At 45.6% G+C, this 21,468-nt stretch carries 15 protein-coding genes and 5 tRNA genes; 13 read left to right on the top strand and 7 right to left on the bottom strand.

Annotated features, from left to right (window positions below; all coding sequences use genetic code 11):
• Window positions 1–4: 4 nt before the first annotated feature.
• Together AB4274_RS19950 and AB4274_RS19945 are read right to left on the bottom strand one after the other, a co-directional pair.
• Window positions 5–1,111: an efflux RND transporter periplasmic adaptor subunit gene (locus tag AB4274_RS19950; protein WP_102394327.1), complete on the bottom strand. Its 1,107-nt coding sequence runs from the start codon at window positions 1,109–1,111 to the stop codon at window positions 5–7.
• An 18-nt stretch (window positions 1,112–1,129) separates the two neighbouring features.
• Window positions 1,130–1,711, bottom strand: coding sequence for a TetR/AcrR family transcriptional regulator (locus AB4274_RS19945; RefSeq protein ID WP_017061961.1), 582 nt, complete (start codon window positions 1,709–1,711; stop codon window positions 1,130–1,132).
• 180 nt (window positions 1,712–1,891) lie between these two features.
• Here AB4274_RS19945 and rep point away from each other — a divergent pair, with 180 nt between their 5' ends.
• Complete coding sequence (rep, locus tag AB4274_RS19940; RefSeq protein WP_102394326.1) at window positions 1,892–3,910, top strand: DNA helicase Rep; 2,019 nt, start codon at window positions 1,892–1,894, stop codon at window positions 3,908–3,910.
• 95 nt (window positions 3,911–4,005) lie between these two features.
• Here rep and AB4274_RS19935 read toward each other — a convergent pair whose 3' ends face one another.
• On the bottom strand, window positions 4,006–4,419 hold the full coding sequence (locus AB4274_RS19935) for a cytochrome c5 family protein (protein WP_017063036.1): 414 nt from the start codon (window positions 4,417–4,419) through the stop codon (window positions 4,006–4,008).
• 298 nt (window positions 4,420–4,717) lie between these two features.
• On the opposite strand from AB4274_RS19935, the gene AB4274_RS19930 reads away from it, so the two are divergent.
• The 11 genes from AB4274_RS19930 (at window position 4,718) to AB4274_RS19880 (ending at window position 14,278) form a co-directional block, all read left to right on the top strand.
• Window positions 4,718–4,794 (top strand) — tRNA-Arg (locus tag AB4274_RS19930).
• Window positions 4,795–4,842: 48 nt separating this feature from the next.
• Window positions 4,843–4,918, top strand: a tRNA-His gene (locus tag AB4274_RS19925).
• A gap of 77 nt (window positions 4,919–4,995) precedes the next feature.
• Window positions 4,996–5,072 (top strand) — tRNA-Pro (locus AB4274_RS19920).
• 44 nt (window positions 5,073–5,116) lie between these two features.
• A tRNA-His gene (locus tag AB4274_RS19915) sits at window positions 5,117–5,192 on the top strand.
• Between the two features lie 55 nt (window positions 5,193–5,247).
• Window positions 5,248–5,324: transfer RNA gene (locus tag AB4274_RS19910), tRNA-Pro, on the top strand.
• An 890-nt stretch (window positions 5,325–6,214) separates the two neighbouring features.
• Entirely contained in the window at window positions 6,215–7,942 is a 1,728-nt protein-coding gene (locus AB4274_RS19905) for an ABC transporter ATP-binding protein (RefSeq protein ID WP_017060132.1), read from the top strand.
• Between the two features lie 94 nt (window positions 7,943–8,036).
• Entirely contained in the window at window positions 8,037–9,590 is a 1,554-nt protein-coding gene (locus tag AB4274_RS19900; RefSeq protein WP_050633914.1) for an ABC transporter substrate-binding protein, read from the top strand.
• Window positions 9,591–9,768: 178 nt separating this feature from the next.
• Complete coding sequence (locus tag AB4274_RS19895; protein WP_048612413.1) at window positions 9,769–10,746, top strand: ABC transporter permease; 978 nt, start codon at window positions 9,769–9,771, stop codon at window positions 10,744–10,746.
• Window positions 10,747–10,748: 2 nt separating this feature from the next.
• On the top strand, window positions 10,749–11,687 hold the full coding sequence (locus tag AB4274_RS19890; protein WP_017060135.1) for an ABC transporter permease: 939 nt from the start codon (window positions 10,749–10,751) through the stop codon (window positions 11,685–11,687).
• Window positions 11,688–11,875: 188 nt separating this feature from the next.
• Window positions 11,876–12,838, top strand: a complete 963-nt coding sequence (locus AB4274_RS19885; RefSeq protein WP_372113026.1) for an SPOR domain-containing protein — start codon at window positions 11,876–11,878, stop codon at window positions 12,836–12,838.
• A gap of 198 nt (window positions 12,839–13,036) precedes the next feature.
• The gene (locus AB4274_RS19880) at window positions 13,037–14,278 is read left to right on the top strand and encodes an NADH:ubiquinone reductase (Na(+)-transporting) subunit B (protein WP_136977240.1); all 1,242 of its coding nucleotides are present in this window, start codon (window positions 13,037–13,039) and stop codon (window positions 14,276–14,278) included.
• A gap of 92 nt (window positions 14,279–14,370) precedes the next feature.
• Here AB4274_RS19880 and AB4274_RS19875 read toward each other — a convergent pair whose 3' ends face one another.
• The 4 genes from AB4274_RS19875 to AB4274_RS19860 all read right to left on the bottom strand — a co-directional run bounded on the left by AB4274_RS19875 (window position 14,371) and on the right by AB4274_RS19860 (window position 19,086).
• Window positions 14,371–14,622 (bottom strand): DUF6482 family protein, encoded by a 252-nt coding sequence (locus AB4274_RS19875; RefSeq protein ID WP_017070091.1) that lies wholly within the window; start codon window positions 14,620–14,622, stop codon window positions 14,371–14,373.
• A gap of 146 nt (window positions 14,623–14,768) precedes the next feature.
• Window positions 14,769–16,487: a hypothetical protein gene (locus AB4274_RS19870; RefSeq protein ID WP_372113024.1), complete on the bottom strand. Its 1,719-nt coding sequence runs from the start codon at window positions 16,485–16,487 to the stop codon at window positions 14,769–14,771.
• 201 nt (window positions 16,488–16,688) lie between these two features.
• A complete protein-coding gene (gorA, locus tag AB4274_RS19865) occupies window positions 16,689–18,059 on the bottom strand; it encodes a glutathione-disulfide reductase (protein WP_372113022.1) in 1,371 nt (456 codons plus the stop codon).
• A 187-nt stretch (window positions 18,060–18,246) separates the two neighbouring features.
• Window positions 18,247–19,086 carry a 23S rRNA (adenine(2030)-N(6))-methyltransferase RlmJ gene (locus AB4274_RS19860; protein WP_017060143.1) on the bottom strand — a complete coding sequence of 280 codons (840 nt, stop codon included), beginning with the start codon at window positions 19,084–19,086 and terminating at the stop codon, window positions 18,247–18,249.
• 279 nt (window positions 19,087–19,365) lie between these two features.
• On the opposite strand from AB4274_RS19860, the gene prlC reads away from it, so the two are divergent.
• Window positions 19,366–21,408, top strand: coding sequence for an oligopeptidase A (gene prlC / locus AB4274_RS19855; RefSeq protein ID WP_017071475.1), 2,043 nt, complete (start codon window positions 19,366–19,368; stop codon window positions 21,406–21,408).
• Window positions 21,409–21,468: the final 60 nt, after the last annotated feature.

Raw genomic sequence — 21,468 nt, 5'->3', positions numbered from 1 at the left:
CCAATTACAGCATTGGTGTTTCAGCTGGCGGCGTCGTTGCATCACTTTCTACAACTCGAACTTTAGCATTGTTACTTAAACGAACTTGACCCGTTGTCACGACAACATCGCCAGGCTCTACGCCTTCCAGTATGTGAGCAATACTTTCTGTACGTTCACCTACTTTCACCACTTGTTGTTTCACACGCTGCACACCATCTTCTTCACGTAAAATATAAACATTGTCACCGTAAAGTGTGAAAGTGATGGCCGTCTGAGGCAGTGTCACTTGGTTTGCTAGTTTAGGTAGAATGATGTTAGCGCGCGCAAACATACCGCTACGTAACTTACCATCGTTGTTTGGGATATCGGCTTGTACTTGGATAAGACCACTTTGGATGCTAACCGCAGGCTCAATGGCACTAATAGAACCTTTAAACGGTTTTTCTGGGTATGCATCAACGAAGATGTCGATCGCCTGACCAACCTCAATACGAGAGATGTCATTTTGAGAAATAGTGAAGCGTAGGCGCATAACACTGGTGTCTTCTAGGCGAACGATGTCAGTGCCAGATTGTAGGTATTGGCCTAGATACACATTACGAATACCGACAGTGCCGTCAAACGGAGCGCGGATCTCGCGACGGGCAATCGATGCTTTTAAGCTTTCAATGTCAGCAGATAGAGAGTAGTAGTTTGCCTCTGCTTCATCGTATGCTTCTTTTGAAATAGAGCCTTTCTTAAACAGGCCTTGGTAGCGTTTGTATTTTGCTTTTGCCGCAGGCAGTCGAGCTTCAGAACTCTTTAAGTTGGCTTTTTCTACGCCAGAATCAAGACGAACAAGAAGTTGGTCATTTTTAACGTCAGTTCCTGAACCAAAAGAGATTTGGTCAATAACACCGCTGGTTTCGTTCGCTAGTGTCACACCTTGGTTAGGTTCGATGAAGCCGATAGCTTCAATCACTGGCACCCAGTCGATCGGCTGAACTTCAGTTACCGTTACTGGAAACTCTGGTTCAGGGCGGTTGGCCATATACTCAGCAATTTTTTGTTGTTTGAACATGTTAAACCCAATAACGCTGCCGAAAAGTAGTACAGCGATGAGTAACATGAAGAAAGTCCACTTTTTCATTATGGTCAAAACTCCGATCTAGTGTTTAATTATTGCGTCCCAACTGGCTTCGATTGCAGATTCTAGTTCTGCCTCATCAAGTTGGTAAAATCCTAAAGAATGCTTGCGTGCTAGAGAAACACTAGCCGCCAAGCTCAATCCACCTAATACTTCATTGTTAAGTGGTTTAAACAATCCTTGTTCTTTCCCCTCATTAAATAGCAGCTCAACTTGGGCAAACATTTTACGTTCTAGTTCCCTGAAGTTTAGGCTATTTGTGATGGGTAGAGAGTCATACTGAACCCGATTTTTTATTGCGGCTAAATTCGTTCCTGCTAAGTTCCATATGTTCAACCACATAGTACGGTAGCGTTGTTTAATTGGATCCGAATCATTAACCCCTTGTTGAACAGCATCAGCTACTCTTTGAGTCACGAGCATTCGAACATCTTCTATCAAATGCTCTTTATCATCGAAGTAGCGATAGATAGTGCCTGCAGCCACTCCCGCTTCTTTGGCTAATTTTTGCATTGAAAGGCCTTGGAAACCGACCTCTGCAATTAGCTTTTCAGCTGCAGAAAGTATTTGCTGGCGTTTATCCCGAGGTGCATGAGTTGTCATATTTCAACCACCAATGAATGAACGTTCATTCATTATAGCCTAATAACCACACACATGTGCAACAAAGTTTTACATAATCAGCGTAAAAATCTTGTATAAGAGAACGTAGCATTCGTGCTGTTGCAGCATTATTATAGGCGCGCAATTGAATTCGCCCCTCTAGACCAAACTGAGAATCAAATGAAACTGAACCCAAGACAAGATGAAGCCGTGAAATATGTTTCGGGCCCCTGCTTAGTATTAGCGGGCGCTGGATCCGGTAAAACACGTGTTATCACCAATAAAATTGCTTATCTGGTTCAGGAATGTGGCTATAAGGCGCGTAATATTGCGGCGGTGACCTTTACTAATAAAGCGGCACGCGAGATGAAAGAGCGTGTGGGTCAAACTCTAGGTAAAGGTGAATCTAAAGGTCTGATCGTTTCAACGTTCCATACCATGGGTTTAACTATCATTCGCCGAGAATACAAAGCGCTGGGTCTGAAAGCAGGCTTCTCGCTGTTTGATGACCAAGACCAGTTAGCTCTACTTAAAGAACTAACCGAAACACAGATCGATGGTGATAAGGATCTGCTGCGTTCTTTGATGAGTACCATCTCAAATTGGAAGAATGACATGCTGACGCCAGATCAGGCGAAAGCACGTGCTCAAGGCGAACAAGAGCAGTTGTTTGCATTCTGTTTTGAGATGTATCAAAAACAAATGAAGGCCTATAACGCACTCGATTTTGATGATCTGATTGCGATGCCAGTATTGCTACTGAAAACCAATCAAGAAGTGCGTGAACGCTGGCAGTCTCGTATTCGTTATTTGCTGGTCGATGAATATCAAGATACCAACACTAGCCAATATGAGTTGGTTCGTTTACTGGTGGGTGAACGTGGTCGTTTGACGGTCGTAGGTGATGATGACCAATCTATTTACTCATGGCGTGGCGCAAAACCACAAAACTTGGTTTTGTTAGGTGAGGATTACCCGAACCTACGCTTGATCAAACTAGAGCAAAACTACCGCTCGACCAGTCGAATTTTGCGAGCAGCGAACATCTTGATCGCCAACAATCCGCACGTCTATGAGAAGTCACTGTTCTCTGAGATCCCAGATGGTGAAAAGCTCAAGGTATTAAATGCTAAGAATGAAGAGCATGAAGCAGAGCGTATTACCGGTGAGATCATCGCCCACAAGTTTTTGAATCGCACAGAATACAAAGATTACGCAGTGCTTTACCGCGGTAACCACCAATCTCGCTTGATTGAAAAAGCCTTGATGCAGAACCGTGTGCCTTACAAAATCTCAGGCGGTACATCCTTTTTCGCCAGAGCAGAAATTAAAGACATCATGGCTTACCTACGTGTGTTGGTGAACCCTGATGATGACAACGCCTTCCTGCGTATTGTAAACACACCACGTCGTGAGATTGGCCCAGTTACGCTTGAAAAATTAGGCAGCTACGCCAACATGCGCGGTAAAAGCCTGTTTGAAGCCAGCTTCGAAATGGGCTTAGAGCAAACGCTGACGGGCCGTGGTTTGGAAAACCTGCGTCGTTTCAGCGATTGGATTGTTCGTATCTCGGATAATGCAGAGCGTGGTAATACAGTTGAGGCGGTTCGCTCTTTGGTTCGTGACATCAACTACGAAGATTGGCTCTACGAAACCTCTCCAAGCCCGAAAGCCGCTGAAATGCGAATGAAAAACGTGTCTGATCTCTATAGCTGGATTGTGGCCGACCTCGAAGGTGACAACTATGATAAAGAAGAGAAGACGCTACGAGAGGTTGTTCAACGTTTAACTTTACGCGATATGATGGAGCGCGGGGAAGATAATGACGATGCAGACCAAGTTCAACTAATGACATTGCACGCTTCGAAAGGCCTAGAGTTTCCGTATGTATTCTTGATGGGGGCTGAAGAGGGCATCTTGCCACACCAAACCAGTGTTGATGAAGGTAATGTAGAAGAAGAGCGTCGTCTTATGTATGTAGGGATTACGCGAGCGCAGAAAGAGCTGACTTTTACTAAGTGTCGAGAACGTCGTCAGTATGGTGAATTGATTAAGCCAACACAAAGCCGCTTCCTTGACGAGTTGCCGCATGAGGATGTGGAGTGGGAAAGCGTTAAGAAACCACAATCCGCTGAAGAAAGAATGGAAAAAGGACAGGCACACATTGCTAATATTCGTGCGATGTTCAACAAAAAGTAGCGTCTGGTTCTGAAAGCATTAAATAGAGATAAATAAAAAGGTGACCATAGGGTCACCTTTTTTGAATCTGGCATTTTTAATTACAGATCGGTAAATTACAGACCGGCAATCATGTGCTCGATAGCATCTTTGATTTCGTCGTCTGAACAATCCATACATGAACCTTTCGCTGGCATCGCATTGAAGCCGTTGATTGCGTGGTCAGCTAGAATGTCGCGACCTTGAGCAATGCGAGGACCCCAGTCACCAGCATCACCTGTTTTAGGTGCGCCACTTACGCCAGATGCGTGACAAGCGATACAAAAGGTACCGTAAACTGCTGCGCCATCACGAGGGCCTGTTGGTTCTGCGGCTACTGGCTCGCTGCCGACTAGGTAAACTTGGCCAACTGGTTTGATGCGTTCAGCAATTGCATCGTGCTCCGCTTCGCTTAGGCCTGCAGCCATTGCGCCAGTTGAAAAGGTTAAAACTGCGATGACAACGCTTAAAATTCGACGAGACATATCCATTAAACTCACTTTACATTCCCAAGGTAAGTACATGCTTACCAATTTATAGTGTTGGAAGGGTGTTTTGGCTTTAACCAGCAAAGAGCAACTGTTAAACCAATGTAAATAATGGGTGATTATATCCCGATAAGTTGTTGCAATAAACAACAACTTATAAGCTGTGGCGGGTTGTAGTACTCAAATAAGGGGTTTATCACATATTAACTGTCGAAAAAGAGACCAAACAGAAAAAAAAGTTAAAAAAGTACTAGACGGCATTGGGTGATATACGTATTATTCCACTCCGCCGACAGGGCATGCGCCTGTAGCTCAGCTGGATAGAGCGTTGGCCTCCGGAGCCAAAGGCCGAAGGTTCGAATCCTTTCAGGCGCGCCATCCGGTCTCTTACTTCGGTAAGTGAGAAATTGGCAAAAAGAAATAATGGTGGCTATAGCTCAGTTGGTAGAGCCCTGGATTGTGATTCCGGTGGTCGCGAGTTCGAATCTCGTTAGCCACCCCATTCTTTCTTTACAAAATATCGGTAGCTTCGGCTTCCAGTGTTGATTCATTATTCCCAAGAGTCGATACAAAACTAGTCGGTGAATAGCGCAGCTTGGTAGCGCATCTGGTTTGGGACCAGAGGGTCGGGGGTTCGAATCCCTCTTCACCGACCACTATTTCAATAATCGCTTTTAAGCGGTTAGATAAAAAATTAGTGGTGGCTATAGCTCAGTTGGTAGAGCCCTGGATTGTGATTCCGGTGGTCGCGAGTTCGAATCTCGTTAGCCACCCCATTAATTTTGGTAGCTTCTTTGAAGTTCCCAGTTTGAGAAATCAAACGAAACGTCTCGGTGAATAGCGCAGCTTGGTAGCGCATCTGGTTTGGGACCAGAGGGTCGGGGGTTCGAATCCCTCTTCACCGACCACCTTAAGAAGCCCTAGTCAAAAGACTAGGGCTTTTTTACATCTGAAATTTAGATAACTTGAACAGAGTGGGGTTCGCCTGATGTTCAAAGAATGTCTCTTCACTGATCACTTAAGAAGCCTCAACTAGCCGTCCGCGTCAGAAATGACGGGGCTTCTTACATCTATCTCCCCTTCTTATATAAGACAGATTCCTAACGATCTGCTTGATAATGGTGCTGCTACAGAGTTGCTTTCTTTATCAAATGTACAGTTCTATATCTAATTTTATATAAATGGAGTGCTCAATAATTCGACATATTAATGGGTTTGGTCTAAAGACTTTTATGAAAAGTGAAACCTGACCCTAAATTTGCTCACTAAGGCCTGAATTTGACAGCTTTGTACGCATTTGGTCGTTCAAAAACTCCTCTGATTTATTAGGCCTTTCGTTTGTCTGTTTTGTATTTACCAAAATAATACAGATGGTTAAATGTATGGCTAATTAACGTTTATCTGGTTGTTTTATTTGTTCAAATTAACAAAATTAGCGTTTGTTTCTATAGTGTTAATTGTTTTTTGGAATAATTATTTGTTTTTAGTGACTGGTAGTGAGATCTGCTTTGAAGCACGGCTTTAACTCTACAAGTAAGTAGTGGTAAGGAGTTTGTGAGTATTTCTTGCCGATAATATAATGTTGATTTTTCTTACTATATGCTCTTTTGGTGAATAGTTATGTGGCACTTTTGCTTGCTAAGCGTTTAATGTCGACTTTTTATCCTATTTTTGTTGCTTTTCTGTGAATTATTTGCCAAATTGTCAACCGTATAAAATATCAGAACAATATTCTGGTAAGAATGGATTCAATTTTGCAGACAGGGCAGAAAGCTGCCAAAGCAGTAGAGGTCTGGTAATGTCACTTTTAGAAGTAAAAAATCTTCGTATCGAATACCCATCTCGTCATGGAGTTCACGCCGCAGTTAAATCACTTTCGTTCAACATTGAACGTGGTGAGATTGTTGGTGTTGTAGGCGAGTCTGGTGCAGGTAAATCAACAGTAGGTAATGCTGTGATCGATTTGCTGAGCCCTCCTGGCCGCATTGCTAGCGGCGAGGTATTTCTGGATGGCGAAAAAGTCTCTGGTTTATCTCCTGAACAGATGCGTTCTGTTCGCGGCTCAAAGATTGGTTTTATCTTCCAAGACCCAATGACTTCTCTTAACCCTCTATTCACAGTAGAACAGCAGTTAAAAGAGACGATTCATGCCAACATGAAGGTTTCGGATCAAGAAGCCTACCAGCGCTCATTAGACTTGATGAACCAAGTGGGTATCCCACAACCAGAAAACCGTTTAAAGCAGTACCCTCACCAATTCTCTGGCGGTATGCGTCAGCGTGTGGTTATCGCGATCGCATTGGCAGGTGAACCTGACCTAATCATCGCAGATGAACCAACAACAGCACTGGATGTTTCTATCCAAGACCAGATCTTGGGTTTGATTCGCGACCTATGTATTAAGAAGAACGTAGGTTGCATGTTGGTCACGCACGACATGGGCGTGGTATCTAACGTTACCGACCGCGTAGCCGTTATGTATCGTGGTGACTTAGTTGAGTTTGGCCCAACAGCGAAAGTTCTGGGTACTCCTGAGCACCCATATACACACAGTCTTATCTCTGCGGTTCCTCGTTCGGATCGCAAACTCGATCGTTTCCCTCTTGTTAGCTACATCGAAGAAGCACAAGAGATGGAACCATTGGATGTGAAGAACCACTGGTTAGGTCAAAGCCAAGATCACCGTGATTACACTGGCCCTCTGTTGAACGTTGAGAACGTAAACTTACGCTTTACTACCAAAGATTCTTTCTTTGAGAGCCGTCGTGAGTACGTTCAAGCATCAAACAACGTGAGCTTTGAAGTGCATGAAGGTGAGACGTTTGGTTTAGTAGGTGAATCAGGTTCAGGTAAATCAACGATTGCTCGTGTGATTGCTGGCTTGTACGCACCAAACTCAGGCAAGGTAACGTTTGAAGGCGTTGATCTTACTGGTCTGAAATCTGAAAAAGAACGTCGCCCTATGCGTCGTCAAATGCAGATGGTTTTCCAAAACCCTTACACATCAATGAACCCTCGAATGAAGATATTCGACATCATTGCTGAACCTATCCGATTCCATAAGCTTACTCGCAACGAAAATGAAACTCGTCAGATCGTGAACGACCTGCTAGAGCACGTGGGTTTAGGCAAAATGGCTGGGGTGAAGTACCCACACGAATTCTCAGGTGGTCAACGTCAGCGTATTTCTATCGCTCGCGCTTTGGCGACTCGCCCACGTCTTTTGATTTGTGATGAACCAACATCGGCACTGGACGTGTCGGTACAGGCTCAGATTCTTAACCTACTAAAAGACTTACAAGACGAGCTAAACCTAACCATGCTGTTCATCAGTCACGATCTACCGGTTATTCGCCAAATGTGTGACCGTGTTGGTGTGATGCAGATGGGGACATTATTGGAGGTTGCACCAACGGAGCAGCTGTTCCAATCACCTCAGCATGAATACAGCAAACAACTGATTTCTTTAATGCCTGAATTTACAGGCTTAAGAGAAGAAAAAGCAGTGGCACAAGCCGCGGTATAAAAATCAGCAGGCTGGAGTTTAGCTTGCTAACAACAATAAACAGACGCAAATACAACAACTAGGGATCTGGATTCCCGCATGAAGGAGTTATGCAATGAAAACCATGAAAAGCAAATTAGCAGTAGCTTTAATGGCAGCTGGCCTAAGCTTTAGTGCAGCAGCAGCAGATATTACCGTTGGCTACGCAGCTGACCCTGTATCACTTGACCCGCACGAGCAGCTGTCTGGTGGCACACTGCAAATGTCTCACATGGTGTTTGACCCTCTAGTACGTTTCACAAAAGAGATGGATTTTGAAGGCCGCCTAGCATCGAGCTGGGAGCGTGTTGATGAAACGACTTTCCGCTTCAACCTACGTAAAGGTGTGAAATTCCACTCTGGTAACGAACTGACTGCTGATGATGTTGTGTGGACTTTTGAACGTCTACAAGCTTCTCCAGACTTTAAGTCTATCTTCACGCCATACGAAAAAATGGTAAAAGTGGATGACTACACAGTTGAGCTAGTATCAAAAGCGGCTTACCCACTAGTACTACAAACAGCAACTTACATCTTCCCAATGGACAGCAAGTTCTACTCTGGCCAAACAGCGGAAGGTAAAGACAAGTCTGAGCTAGTTAAGCACGGTAACTCGTTTGCTTCGACTAACGTTTCAGGTACTGGTCCATTTATCGTAACGCAGCGTGAGCAAGGCGTTAAAGTAACGTTCGAGCGTTTCAACGATTACTGGGACACAGAAACTGAAGGCAACGTAGACAAGCTAACACTTGTGCCAATCAAAGAAGACGCGACACGTGTTGCAGCACTTCTTTCTGGCGACGTTGATATGATTCACCCAGTAGCACCAAACGATCACAAGCGTGTTAAAAACGCTAAGAACATCGATCTAGTGACGCTACCTGGTACTCGTATCATCACGTTCCAAATGAACCAAAACAGCAACGAAGCACTTAAAGATGTTCGCGTTCGTCAGGCGATTGTTCACGCAATCAACAACGAAGGTATCGTTAAGAAGATCATGAAAGGCTTCGCAACAGCAGCTGGTCAGCAAAGCCCAACAGGCTACGCGGGTCACAACGAAGACCTAGTTCCTCGTTACGATCTGAAAAAAGCGAAAGAGCTGATGAAAGAAGCGGGCTACGAAGATGGCTTTACGCTAACTATGATGGCTCCAAACAACCGTTACGTGAACGATGCGAAAGTAGCGCAAGCGTCTGCGGCAATGCTGTCTAAGATTGGTATCAAAGTTGATCTTAAAACTATGCCTAAAGCACAGTACTGGCCTGAGTTTGACCTATGTTCAGCAGACATGATGATGATCGGCTGGCACTCAGATACAGAAGATTCAGCTAACTTCAACGAGTTCCTAACTATGACTCGTAACGAAGAGACTGGCCGTGGTCAATACAACTGTTCTGGCTACTCAAACCCAGAAATGGATGCGATCGTAGAAGCTTCTAACACTGAAACTGACCCAGTTAAGCGTGCTGAAATGCTGAAAGGCGTTGAAGCAACACTTTACAACGACGCAGCATTCGTACCGCTACACTGGCAAAGTGAAGCGTGGGGCGCGAAGTCTAATGTAGGTGCAGCAGACGTAGTAAACCCAATGGTTATGCCTTACTTCGGCGACCTAGTTGTAAAATAATCTAGCTTGCTAGAATCGAGAGCCTGAAGCTTTTCAGGCTCTCAAATTATTAAGATATAGATTTAAGTTTCGGTATTTGGTCTTCCTTCAGTCTGGCTAAATACCTTTTTTAAGACTGAATTTTGTTATCTAGTCGCGGATTTCGACTAGATAGTCATGGATAGATAAGGGGCAAGGAATGGTTACGTTTCTGGTCAAGCGCCTGTTTCAGGCACTGATAGTGATGTTTGTGATCAGTTTGGTGGCGTTTGCCATTCAGGATAACCTGGGCGACCCGTTGCGTGAGTTAGTCGGTCAATCTGTTTCAGAATCGGAGCGTCAAGCGCTGCGTGATGAACTCGGCTTAAATGATCCCTTCATTACAAAATACACTCGCTTTGTGGGCGCAGCTCTACAAGGTGATCTTGGTACTTCATATTTCTTTAAACGCCCTGCTGTGGACGTAATCTTAGACAAATTGGTCGCGACGCTTGAACTTGTGTTTGGCGCTTCTTTGATCATCGTTTGTCTGTCGATTCCACTCGGCGTTTATTCTGCAATACACCCAAAAAGCTTCTTCACCAAACTGGTGATGGCGGGCAGTAGTATCGGTATCTCGGTACCTGTTTTCTTAACCGCAATCATGCTGATGTATGTGTTCTCTATTGAACTCGGTTGGCTGCCGTCATTCGGACGTGGTGATACCGCAAACTGGTTTGGTTGGGAGTCTGGCTTCTTAACGCTCGATGGTCTTGCGCACTTAGTGCTGCCGAGTATTGCTCTGGCATCTATCATGCTGCCTCTGTTCATTCGTCTAGTACGCTCTGAAATGCTAGAGGTTCTTAGCTCTGAATATATCAAGTTTGGTAAAGCAAAAGGCCTAGCGCTGAACAAGATTTACTACCAACACGCTTTGAAAAACACAATGCTGCCAGTACTAACGGTAGGCGGTGTTCAAATCGGTACTATGGTGGCTTACACCATTCTTACTGAAACTGTATTCCAGTGGCCGGGTACCGGCTTCCTATTCCTTGAAGCGATTAACCGAGTGGATACACCACTGATTACCGCATACGTTATCTTCGTTGGCCTGATCTTCGTAGTAACTAACACCATTGTTGACTTGCTATACGGCATCATTAACCCAACAGTGAACATCACAGGGAAAGGAGCATAATCATGGAACAAACAACAACAGCTCCATCTCGTTGGGAGCGATTCAAGCAGTCAGACATTCTGTACTACTTCTTACGTGACAAAGTGGCAATGGTGAGCTTCGCTATCTTTGCAGCTTTCCTTGTTATGGCATTAGCGGCACCTATTCTAGCGCCAACAGACCCGTATGACGTGACGTCTATCGACATCATGGATTCTGAGTTGCCACCATCTTGGATGGAAGACGGCGAAGAACGCTTCCTACTGGGTACTGATGAGCAGGGTCGTGACATCTTATCTACGATGCTTTACGGCTCGCGTCTGTCATTGACGATCGGTTTCCTAGCGGTAGGCCTTCAGCTGACTCTCGGTATCATCATTGGCTTGTCTGCAGGTTACTTCGGTGGTCGTATTGATAGCTTCCTGATGCGTTTTGCCGATGTTCAGCTTTCGTTCTCAACCATGATGGTTGCGATCATTGTCTCGGCCATCTTTAAGGCGAGTTTCGGTAGTGACTTCTACGCGCAATATGCGGTTGTTATGCTGGTGGTGATCATCGGTATTGCTGAATGGCCGCAGTATGCTCGTACGATTCGTGCATCGGTATTGGCAGAGAAGAAGAAAGAGTACGTAGAAGCGGCACGTGTGATGGGCTTTAGAGCGCCTCGCATCATGTTCCGCCATATTCTGCCTAACTGTTTATCACCGATTTTGGTTATCTCTACGGTACAGGTGGCAAATGCCATCATGTCAGAAGCGGCACTTTCTTTCCTAGGTTTAGGTCTTCCGGTAGACCAACCATCACTCGGTGCCCTGATCAGTACTGGTTTTAACTACATTTTCTCAGGAGCATGGTGGATCACAGCATTCCCAGGTGTGCTTTTGGTAACATTGGTTCTCGTTATTAACCTATTAGGCGACTGGTTACGTGACGTGTTTAACCCGAAAATTTATAAAGGGTGATAGCCCGGTTTGATTTTTAGTAAAAAAAGTCACTAAATTAAGAGCCGTAAGCAATTACGGCTCTTTTTTTGCTTAATGGATCTGGAACTTAGTATTATTGACAGTGTCAATAATAAGTTAAAATGGAATTCATGTTTTATCGACATAGATTCGGTAATAATTAGCCCGCAAGGGTTTAAGTGGTGGTTATGAAATTGACAATGAATGCTGTATGTCGTGCTGTGACGAGAAATTATCGTATGGGATTTATCGCTGCATCTCTTTTGGTATCGAGCCAAGTGAATGCAGAGTCGGTTCTATGTGATGCAACTCAGGCAAGCACCAACCAATTACCACAGCTAGAGCAATCATGTCCGATCGGTAAGGGCGTGTGGGGCAGTAAAGCACCAAAACGTCATTCAGATAACGAACTGTTTTGGGTTCAATGTGGCCTGCTGAACAAGCCTTTGTCACTGAGCCGAGCAAAGCCTCTGTATGAGAAGATCTCGACCAATGTTTGGATGAAGCCGGAAGGCGGAGACTACCGTTGCTTAATCGGACCTTATTCTACCTTCTCTGATGCGAGAAAAGACCTAGCTCAGGTGCGTAAGGTTTCTGGTTACGGTGAAGCCTTTATTCGTATGGTCGATAAGTCGAAAACCTCATCACAGCCTATTGTGGCAAAACCAGCAGAGCCAAAAGCGGTGACGCACAAGGCTCCTGCAAAAGTAGAAGCTAAGCCTGCACCGAAACCTGTGGCTACTAAGCAAGTGGCGGCGGTAGCGAGCGCTGCAGCAATTCAGACGCTACCAAGCGGTAACGCGAGTTCAGACAATGATCTAGAGATCGAGATTCGCGTGAAAGCAGACATTGCGGGTAGCCAATATGCTATTCCTTACCTTCTAGATCATCAACAACAGTTCTACATGGAGCAAGGTAAGCCTTGGAGCCGCCTAGATTACGATAGCGCTGAATTGGTGTGTAATCAGGTCAACATGAAGCTGATGAGTGAGAAGCAATGGCAAAGCATCTTGAGCTCAAAGGTTATGGAAAAACAGAACTGGCCAATGCATCTCCCTTATTGGGGCGCAGATAAGAAAGGTCTGTTTACCAACGGTAACGTCAACCAGTTGAAAGGTTCTTCATTGCTTAATGTGATGTGCGTTAAGTAACGACGACCGTTACCAAACCAAATAAGCCTCAGCCATTGCTGGGGCTTTGTTGTTTATACGCCTCTCTTTTTCAACATAGGTTTGACTTATAGACTCTCGTTCTTCAAGACGAATTTGATTAAAAATCGCTAAAAATTGTTCAAATAGCACGGTTGATGCGTAGAAAACCATAACTCAAGCAATAAGGTGATTGAGATTATGAGTTTAAAAAAACGATTAGAAGACGTGGCTCCACGCTTTGAAGCCGGAGGGAAGTACGAAAAGCTCTACCCAGTGTATGAGGCTTTCGCGACAATATTTTATACACCCGGCAACGTAAATCGCGGCATAACCCATGTTCGTGACAGCATTGACCTAAAGCGCATCATGATTCTGGTGTGGTTGGCGACCTTCCCGGCAATGTTCTGGGGGATGTATAACGTCGGACACCAAAGCGTCCTCGCACTAACCTCCAGTTATCAATTAAATGAACTTGCCTCGGTTATCGAGAGTAGCTGGCGTCTGTCGTGGGCATTTGGTGATGCGCAGTCATTGATGGCAAGTGGCTGGGCAAGTCAGATGTTGCTTGGTGCACTCTATTTTCTACCCGTTTATGCCACGGTGTTTGTGGTCGGTGGCGTCTGGGAGGTACTGTTTGCTGTCGTTCGTAAGCACGAAGTTAATGAAGGTTTTTTTGTTAGCTCTGTGCTGTTTGCACTCATCCTCCCGCCAACCATCCCGCTTTGGCAAGCCGCTTTAGGTATCACCTTTGGTATCGTTGTCGCCAAAGAGCTGTTCGGTGGTACAGGACGAAACTTCTTGAACCCAGCCCTTGCAGGCCGCGCGTTTCTCTATTTCGCCTATCCAGCCAACATGTCGGGTGGGCTTGTGTGGGTTGCCGCTGACGGCTATTCAGGCGCGACACCGCTGAGTCAATGGTATGAAGGCGGCAGCACGTCACTCATCAATAACATGACTGGCGAGGCGATCACCTGGATGGATGCCTTTATCGGTAATATTCCAGGTTCGATGGGTGAGGTGTCGTCACTGCTGATCATGCTGACGGGGTTGATTTTGATTGTGATGAAGATAGCGTCTTGGCGCATTGTCGCCGGTGTGATTGTCGGCCTTGTCGTGACGTCGAGTTTACTGAACTGGATAGGGTCGGATACTAACTCGATGTTTTCGATGCCGTTTTACTGGCACTTTGTGTTGGGTGGTGTTGCCTTTGGTACCTTCTTCATGGCAACAGACCCTGTATCTGCCGCGTTTACCAATCAGAGTAAATGGGCCTATGGGATTTTGATCGGCGTGATGACGGTCGGTATTCGAGTGCTTAATCCAGCCTACCCAGAGGGCATTATGCTGGCTATCTTGTTCGCCAACCTGTTCGCTCCGCTATTCGACTTTGTAGTGAAAGAGCAGAACATTAAACGAAGACTTAAACGGACATCGCGCTAATCTAGGTGATTAAAAGTGAAAGTGACTCCCATAAGAAAGGCTTGCATTGATGCAAGCCTTTCAATTTTTATCGCGATTGATTTGAGGTTGATTTAACTCCACTTCAAATCAATCTCGAAAGGCTGTGTGCTACCACAATGCTCACCGCACATCTCGTCGTAGGCGCTGTTATGAACCAACATTGCTGATGCTACGCCTTGGTCGCTAAAGTGATCGCGTGCTTGGTTAATACTCAAAAACTTCATAGGGTGCTGGTGGTCATCTTTGATTAATTGTTTTTGCTCGCCAATAACTTGGTAAGCCAAGTAAATCCCGCCTTCAAATGATTCGATCAGTAGATTCATTACAAACTCCGTTGTTGTTTTGGATCGCTAAGATTTTGTTTTTGTATCTACGGGGATGGGGGCTTGAAGGTTCATCTATACTAAAAATGAAAAAAACCAGAAGCGTGCTTCTGGTTTATCTAGAGGTAAACGAATCAATTTAGCGATTAGTTGATTTTCTGCATGATGCTAGAGCTGCCGTTGCTATTACCGAAGCTGTCCATCTTACGACGAATCAGTAGGCCCTCATCCCAATCAGTGCCTGCTGGTTGGTATTCCCATTTAATGAAGTACTCATCGTTTGCGTGGCACGCTGTACCTGCTACATAGTCACCAGCGTCACAGAAGCGCACGACCGTGTTCAACTCAGTCAAGGTTGCTTTCGACTCGCGGCCCGCTTGGTTGAACCACCAGTAGTCGATAGTCGCTAATTGAGCGTAAGTATAAACAGACTCGCCCAAATCTTCCGGTGATGAAGGAGCACCATTTTGGCTTTCACACTCTGCGCCAGATATTGTGATTGCTAAGTCTGAGAAGACCATTCTCATGACTGCACTTTGTCCATCGCCACAAATCGCGGTGGTGTCCCATGTACCTGTGAAGTCGACGTAGCGCTCGGCATCTTTTGAATCAACTTCATAATAGTAACCAACGCGCTCTGTTGCACGAGATGGGTCATTGTTAGGGTCATCGCCTAGTGTTTCTTTTTTAACGATCTCGGAATAAATACCAGTCACAGGGTCAAAAGAGCCAGAGGTTGTGCTGCGAATCCATTTTGGCGTGCCGTTCTTACCATCATCCCAAACATGGTTGGCGGTGTAATGGTTTAGGTCTGATGCCTTTTCAGCATCAAACGGCATCCAGTCGATGTCCGAGTTTGTAAATTCTTCATCTGCCGTTGAAGACTGTGCTAGATCTCGAAGTCTGTATGCAAAAGGGTTGTTGAGCACAAACTGACTATCCGGTGTAAGGGAGCCATTCTCTCTGTCCACTAGACCATCGTCGTTAGTATCACACCCTTGTTTTTCGGCGTTATCTTTATCAATCCATTGGTGCGCAGCGTTAGAAACACAGGTGAGGTACTGTTCTGCGAAGTTTTCCGACAATGAATAATCGTTCGATCCAGCCAGCATAGAGACGGAGTCAGCTGAGTTCACCTTGAATGTCATCTCGGTCATGCCACGAGTACGTTCAAACATTTCTGATTCCATAAGCTTATCAGCATGAACGTAGGTGAACTTTTCAGAGTTTTGAGTCACATCAATATAACGAACGATTTTACCTTCAGCCATAAAAGGATTAACGGTGTCTTCGCCGCGAGTCATTGAGCCAAACGCATTTTGCATATGATCAAGAGCATCTTCTTCCGAAGTGATGTTTGCAGAGTCTACGCCCATTTCGTCTAAGAAGTCGATCACGCTATCACGATCATCTAAGCTTAGATCTTCCATCTTAGCTAGAGTCGTTGCATCAGGCGATCGCAGCGCATCTGGAATGGTCAGCACATCATCGGACGAACTACCAAATTCGTTATCTAAAGATTGAAGTAAAATCGCTAGGTTAACGGCACGTGCATATTTGCCCGCAGCTTCAAATGGAGTCAATACATCACGGTTGGATGCTGCGCCCACTTTTAAGCCATTTTCACCACCAATAAAGAAGGTCACTGTGTCGTTAGTTTTAGCGGTAAATTCGCCTTCGCTATTTGTAATACCGTTTAAGCCAGAACTGGTGTTGTAGTAGATACCTTCAACAGCGGCATCGATAAATTTGTTGGTTGTTGTTGATGGTTCTGTCGGTGTTGTGACACCTGAATTAGAACTGTCGCTACCACAACCTGTTAAAGCCACTGCAATCGCCGCTGCGAGAATACTCACTTTTTTCATTACTCGTATATCCTTTCTGTAATAGAGCTATTTGTTATTTTTATGCGTGTAATTTTATAGCGCGCGATTGTAGCGTGATCTTTCTTCCAAGTTAAGTGTGTAAAATGCTGTTCGGTTAATAAATATTCAAACATACGGTAAAAAACACAAAAAGCCGACAGATGTCGGCTTTTTCATAATATTTCTTTGACTTACAAAGGTTTAACGCATGGTAACAAACTCTTCGCTGCCCGTTGGGTGAATTGCCACAACAGAGTCGAAATCTGCTTTGGTTGCGCCCATCTTCATTGCAACGCCGAAGCCTTGAATCATCTCATCAACCGTGAAACCGATGCCGTGTAGGCCAACGACAGTCTCTTCTTCGCCAGCACATACTAGCTTCATCTTACAAGGTTGACGGTGCTTGGTTACTGCTGTGTACATCGCAGTGAAGCCAGATGTGTAAACCTTGATGTTGTCTTTGCCGTACTTCTCTTCAGCTTCTTGAGTCGTTAGACCAATCGTGCCGATAGGTGGGTGGCTGAATACAACAGTAGGAACTAGGTTGTAGTCCATTTTCGCGTTGGTTTGACCGTTGAATAGACGCTCAGAAAGCTGGCGACCGGCTTTAACAGCAACAGGAGTTAGCTCTATACCGCCTTCCATGATGTCGCCAACACAGTAGATGCCAGGAACGTTGGTTGCTTGGAATTCGTCTACTTTGATGTAGCCACGGTCGTTAGTTGCAACGCCAGTTGATGCTAGGTTAATAGCGTCAGTTGCTGGGTGGCGACCGATCGCCCAGATTAGGTGGTCAACGTTTTGAGTGTTGCCGTTCTCTAGGTGTAGAGTCAGTGTGCCGTCTGCTTCTTTCACTACTTCTTTTGGAACAGAGTGTGTATGAAGTGTTGGGCCTTCCGCTTCCATTACTTCAACCAATGTCTCGATGATCATTGGGTCGAAGCTACGTAGTGGAGATTCTTTACGGCAGAACAGGTGTGTTTCTGTGCCAAGTGCGCTTAGTACGCCTGCGATCTCAACAGCAATGTAGCCCGCGCCGATAACCGCAACACGTTTAGGTTGCTCCATTAGGTCGAAGAAACCGTTTGAATCGATGCCGTATTCTGCGCCAGGGATGTTTGGAATGGTTGGACGACCACCTACTGCGATCAGAATATGATCAGCGGTGTAGTGTTCACCGTTAACTTCAACGGTCTTTACGTCAACACCTTCCCCTGAAACAAAGCGCGCAAAGCCTTTGATTACGTTTACTTTGTTGTTACCAAGAACGCGATCGTAAGATTGGTGGATACGACCAATGTACGCTTGGCGGTTTTCTATTAATTTGCTCCAGTTGAAGCCTTTTACGTCAACGTCGAAGCCGTAATCTTCAGAGTATAGGTTGATCGCTTCAGCAACTTGAGCGCCGTGCCACATTACCTTTTTAGGAACACAACCAACGTTTACACAAGTACCACCAAGGTCTTGAGCTTCGATAAGTGCAACCTTTGCACCGTGCATTGCTGCGCGGTTTGCTGATGCGATGCCGCCTGAACCGCCGCCGATACAGATGTAATCAAAATGAGTCGCCATTACTTTCTCCATTTATTGAAGGCTGTGGGTACAGTGAGCGCACTGAACACCTACGTCCTATAGATTCTTAAATTGTATAATTATTATATTGAGGGCAGATCGGTTGAACTCAATCTCCCTGTTTAAAATTTATTCGTCCACATCACAGTCTGTTGAAGATTCTTCAGTCTATGATGTGGACTCGAGATTACTCGGGTACGATCCACTCTACTTTGAAGTGACCGGTCGCTGGCGCAATTGCTTCCTTCAAGAATGGAAGAATCTCTTTCATTTGGCTTTCTAGCTTCCAAGGCGGGTTAATCACGATCATGCCTGATGCCGTCATGCCACGCTCGTTGGTGTCTGGTGATACGCCAAGTTCGATTTGTAGAATCTTGTTGATGCCTAAGCCTTCGAGACCTTCGATCATATCTTCGATATCGCAGCGATTTACTACCGGGTACCAAATTGCGTAGATACCGGTTGCCCAGCGCTTGTGGCTTTGAGCGATTGCAGTCACGACATCACGGTACTCTTTTGCCAGCTCGTAAGGCGGGTCGATCAGTACTAAACCACGACGTTCTTTTGGTGGCAGGCTGCCCTTTAAGCGCTTAAAACCATCTTCTTTGTAGATAGATACCTGACGATCACGGTGGAACTCTTGCTCAAGCAGCGGGTGATCGGCTGGGTGAAGCTCAGTCAGTACCATGCGGTCTTGGTCACGCAGGTGTGCACGTGCAACACGTGGAGAACCCGGGTAGTAACGCAGTTTCTCGCCATTATTGAGAATGGAAATAGACTCAAGGTAGCTTTGAATGTCTTCAGGAAGGTCTGTTTGCTCCCACACACGAGCAATACCTTGCTTGTATTCACCGGTTTTTTCAGACCATTCATGCGTTAAGTCGTAACGACCTACACCAGAGTGAGTGTCATGATAAACAAAAGGCTTATCCTTTTGTTTCAAAGAATTAAGAATAAGGCTCTGTACGATATGCTTTACTACGTCGGCATGGTTACCTGCGTGGAAGCTGTGGCGATAACTTAACAAATTAAACTCTCGTAACACTCTCGAATTAGAGTGTGGTTAGTGTAGGTGGGGTTAATCAGACTATTATAACCCTCAATGGACCATAAATTCTCGAACAATTCAGGGACAGTCGTCAGCTATCTGCAGTTAGTTATTGGTTCTACTATTGAAATTTGCCTTTATGGGCACTATTTAATAACTATTCGCAGGTGATTTTTTAGGGCGAACTTTAGCCTGATGACTGTAAGACGACCTCATTACAAAAAAGACGAAAGTCTCTAAAGCCAAAGGAATGTTTATATGTCTAATCCGCTATTAACCTTCACGGACTTACCTCCGTTTTCACAGATCAAGCCAGAGCACGTAAAGCCTGCAGTTGAGCAAGTGATTGAAGCGTGTCGCAACAAGATAGAACAAGTACTTGAAGGTAATACTTCACCAAGCTGGGACAACCTAGTTGCTCCAATTGAAGAAGTGGATGATCGTTTAGGTCGCATTTGGTCACCTGTAAGCCATATGAACTCTGTCGTGAACAGTGACGAACTGCGTGAAGCGTATGAGAGCTGCTTACCTGTGCTATCTGAATACGGCACTTGGGTTGGCCAACACAAAGGCTTGTTCGAAGCGTATAAAGCGATCAAGGCGAGTGAAGCATTCTCTGCACTGAACCGAGCTCAACAAAAAACTATTACCGACGCACTGCGCGACTTTGAATTGTCGGGCATTGGCTTACCTGCAGATGAACAGCATCGTTACGGCGAGATCAGCAAGCGCCAGTCTGAGTTAGGCTCTCAATTCTCAAATAACGTGCTTGATGCAACCATGGGTTGGAGCAAGCAGATCACAGACGTAGCTGAGCTGGCAGGTATGCCTGAATCAGCACTGGCGGCAGCTCAAGCGGCGGCTGAGTCTAAAGAGCAAGAAGGCTACCTACTGACTTTAGATATCCCATCATACCTACCTGTGATGACCTACTGTGATAACCAAGAACTGCGTAAAGAGCTTTATGAAGCGTACGTAACGCGCGCTTCAGATCGCGGTCCAAACGCAGGTAAGTGGGACAACACTGAGATCATCACCGAGCAACTTAAGCTGCGCCACGAGATCGCGCGCATGCTTGGTTTCAGTACTTACAGCGAAAAATCACTGTCGACTAAGATGGCAGAAACGCCAGACCAAGTGCTTGGCTTCCTAAACGACCTAGCAGTAAAAGCCAAACCGCAAGGTGAGCGAGAAGTTGAAGAGCTACGCCAGTTTGCTGAGAAAGAATTTGGTGTCTCTGAGCTAAACCTGTGGGACATCGCTTACTACAGTGAGAAACAAAAACAGAAACTGTTCGAGATCTCTGATGAAGAGCTTCGTCCTTACTTCCCAGAATCTAATGTGGTTTCAGGTCTGTTTGAGGTACTGAACCGCGTGTTTGGTATGTCGGTAACAGAGCGTCAAGGCGTAGACACTTGGCATGAGTCAGTGCGCTTCTTTGATATCTTTGATGCGACTGGAACACTGCGTGGTAGCTTCTACCTAGATCTATACGCACGTGAACACAAACGTGGTGGCGCTTGGATGGATGACTGTCGTGGTCGTCGCATTACCGAATCTGGCGAGCTACAGACCCCGGTTGCTTACCTAACGTGTAACTTCAATAAGCCAGTTGGTGATAAGCCAGCACTGTTTACTCACGATGAAGTGGTGACCTTGTTCCACGAATTCGGTCACGGTATCCACCACATGCTGACGCAAGTAGAAGCGGGCGCAGTTGCGGGTATCAATGGCGTGCCTTGGGATGCGGTTGAATTACCAAGTCAGTTCCTAGAAAACTGGTGTTGGGAAGAAGAAGCGCTGTCGTTCATCTCTGGTCACTTCGAAACGGGTGAAGCGCTACCAAAAGAGATGCTAGAGAAGATGCTAGCGGCGAAGAACTTCCAATCTGCGATGTTTATCCTGCGTCAGCTAGAGCTTGGTTTGTTCGATTTCACGCTACACACAGAATACGACCCTGAAGTGGGTGCTCGCGTACTAGAAACGCTAGCGGATGTTAAGTCTAAGGTGTCGGTACTGCCAAGCCTAGATTGGAACCGTTTCTCACACAGCTTTGGTCATATCTTTGCTGGTGGTTACAGCGCGGGCTACTACAGCTACCTGTGGGCAGAAGTGCTATCGGCAGATGCGTTCTCAGCATTTGAAGAAGAGGGTATCTTCAACACTGAAACGGGTAATCGCTTCCTGAACAACATCCTTGAAATGGGTGGCAGTGAAGAGCCAATGGAGCTGTTCAAACGCTTCCGTGGTCGTGAGCCACAAATCGACGCAATGCTGCGCCACGCGGGAATCAACGCATAATCACGGTAACTATCTAGTTTATTGCGAAAAGAGCCTCTAGTTTGAACTGACCCCCAATAG

The sequence above is a fragment of the Vibrio sp. 10N.261.55.A10 genome (genome assembly GCF_041470825.1).
GTDB classification, from domain to species: Bacteria; Pseudomonadota; Gammaproteobacteria; order Enterobacterales; family Vibrionaceae; genus Vibrio; species Vibrio crassostreae_C.
The sequence above is the reverse complement of the archived record's forward strand: the minus strand, read 5'-3'. Positions and strand labels throughout refer to the sequence as shown.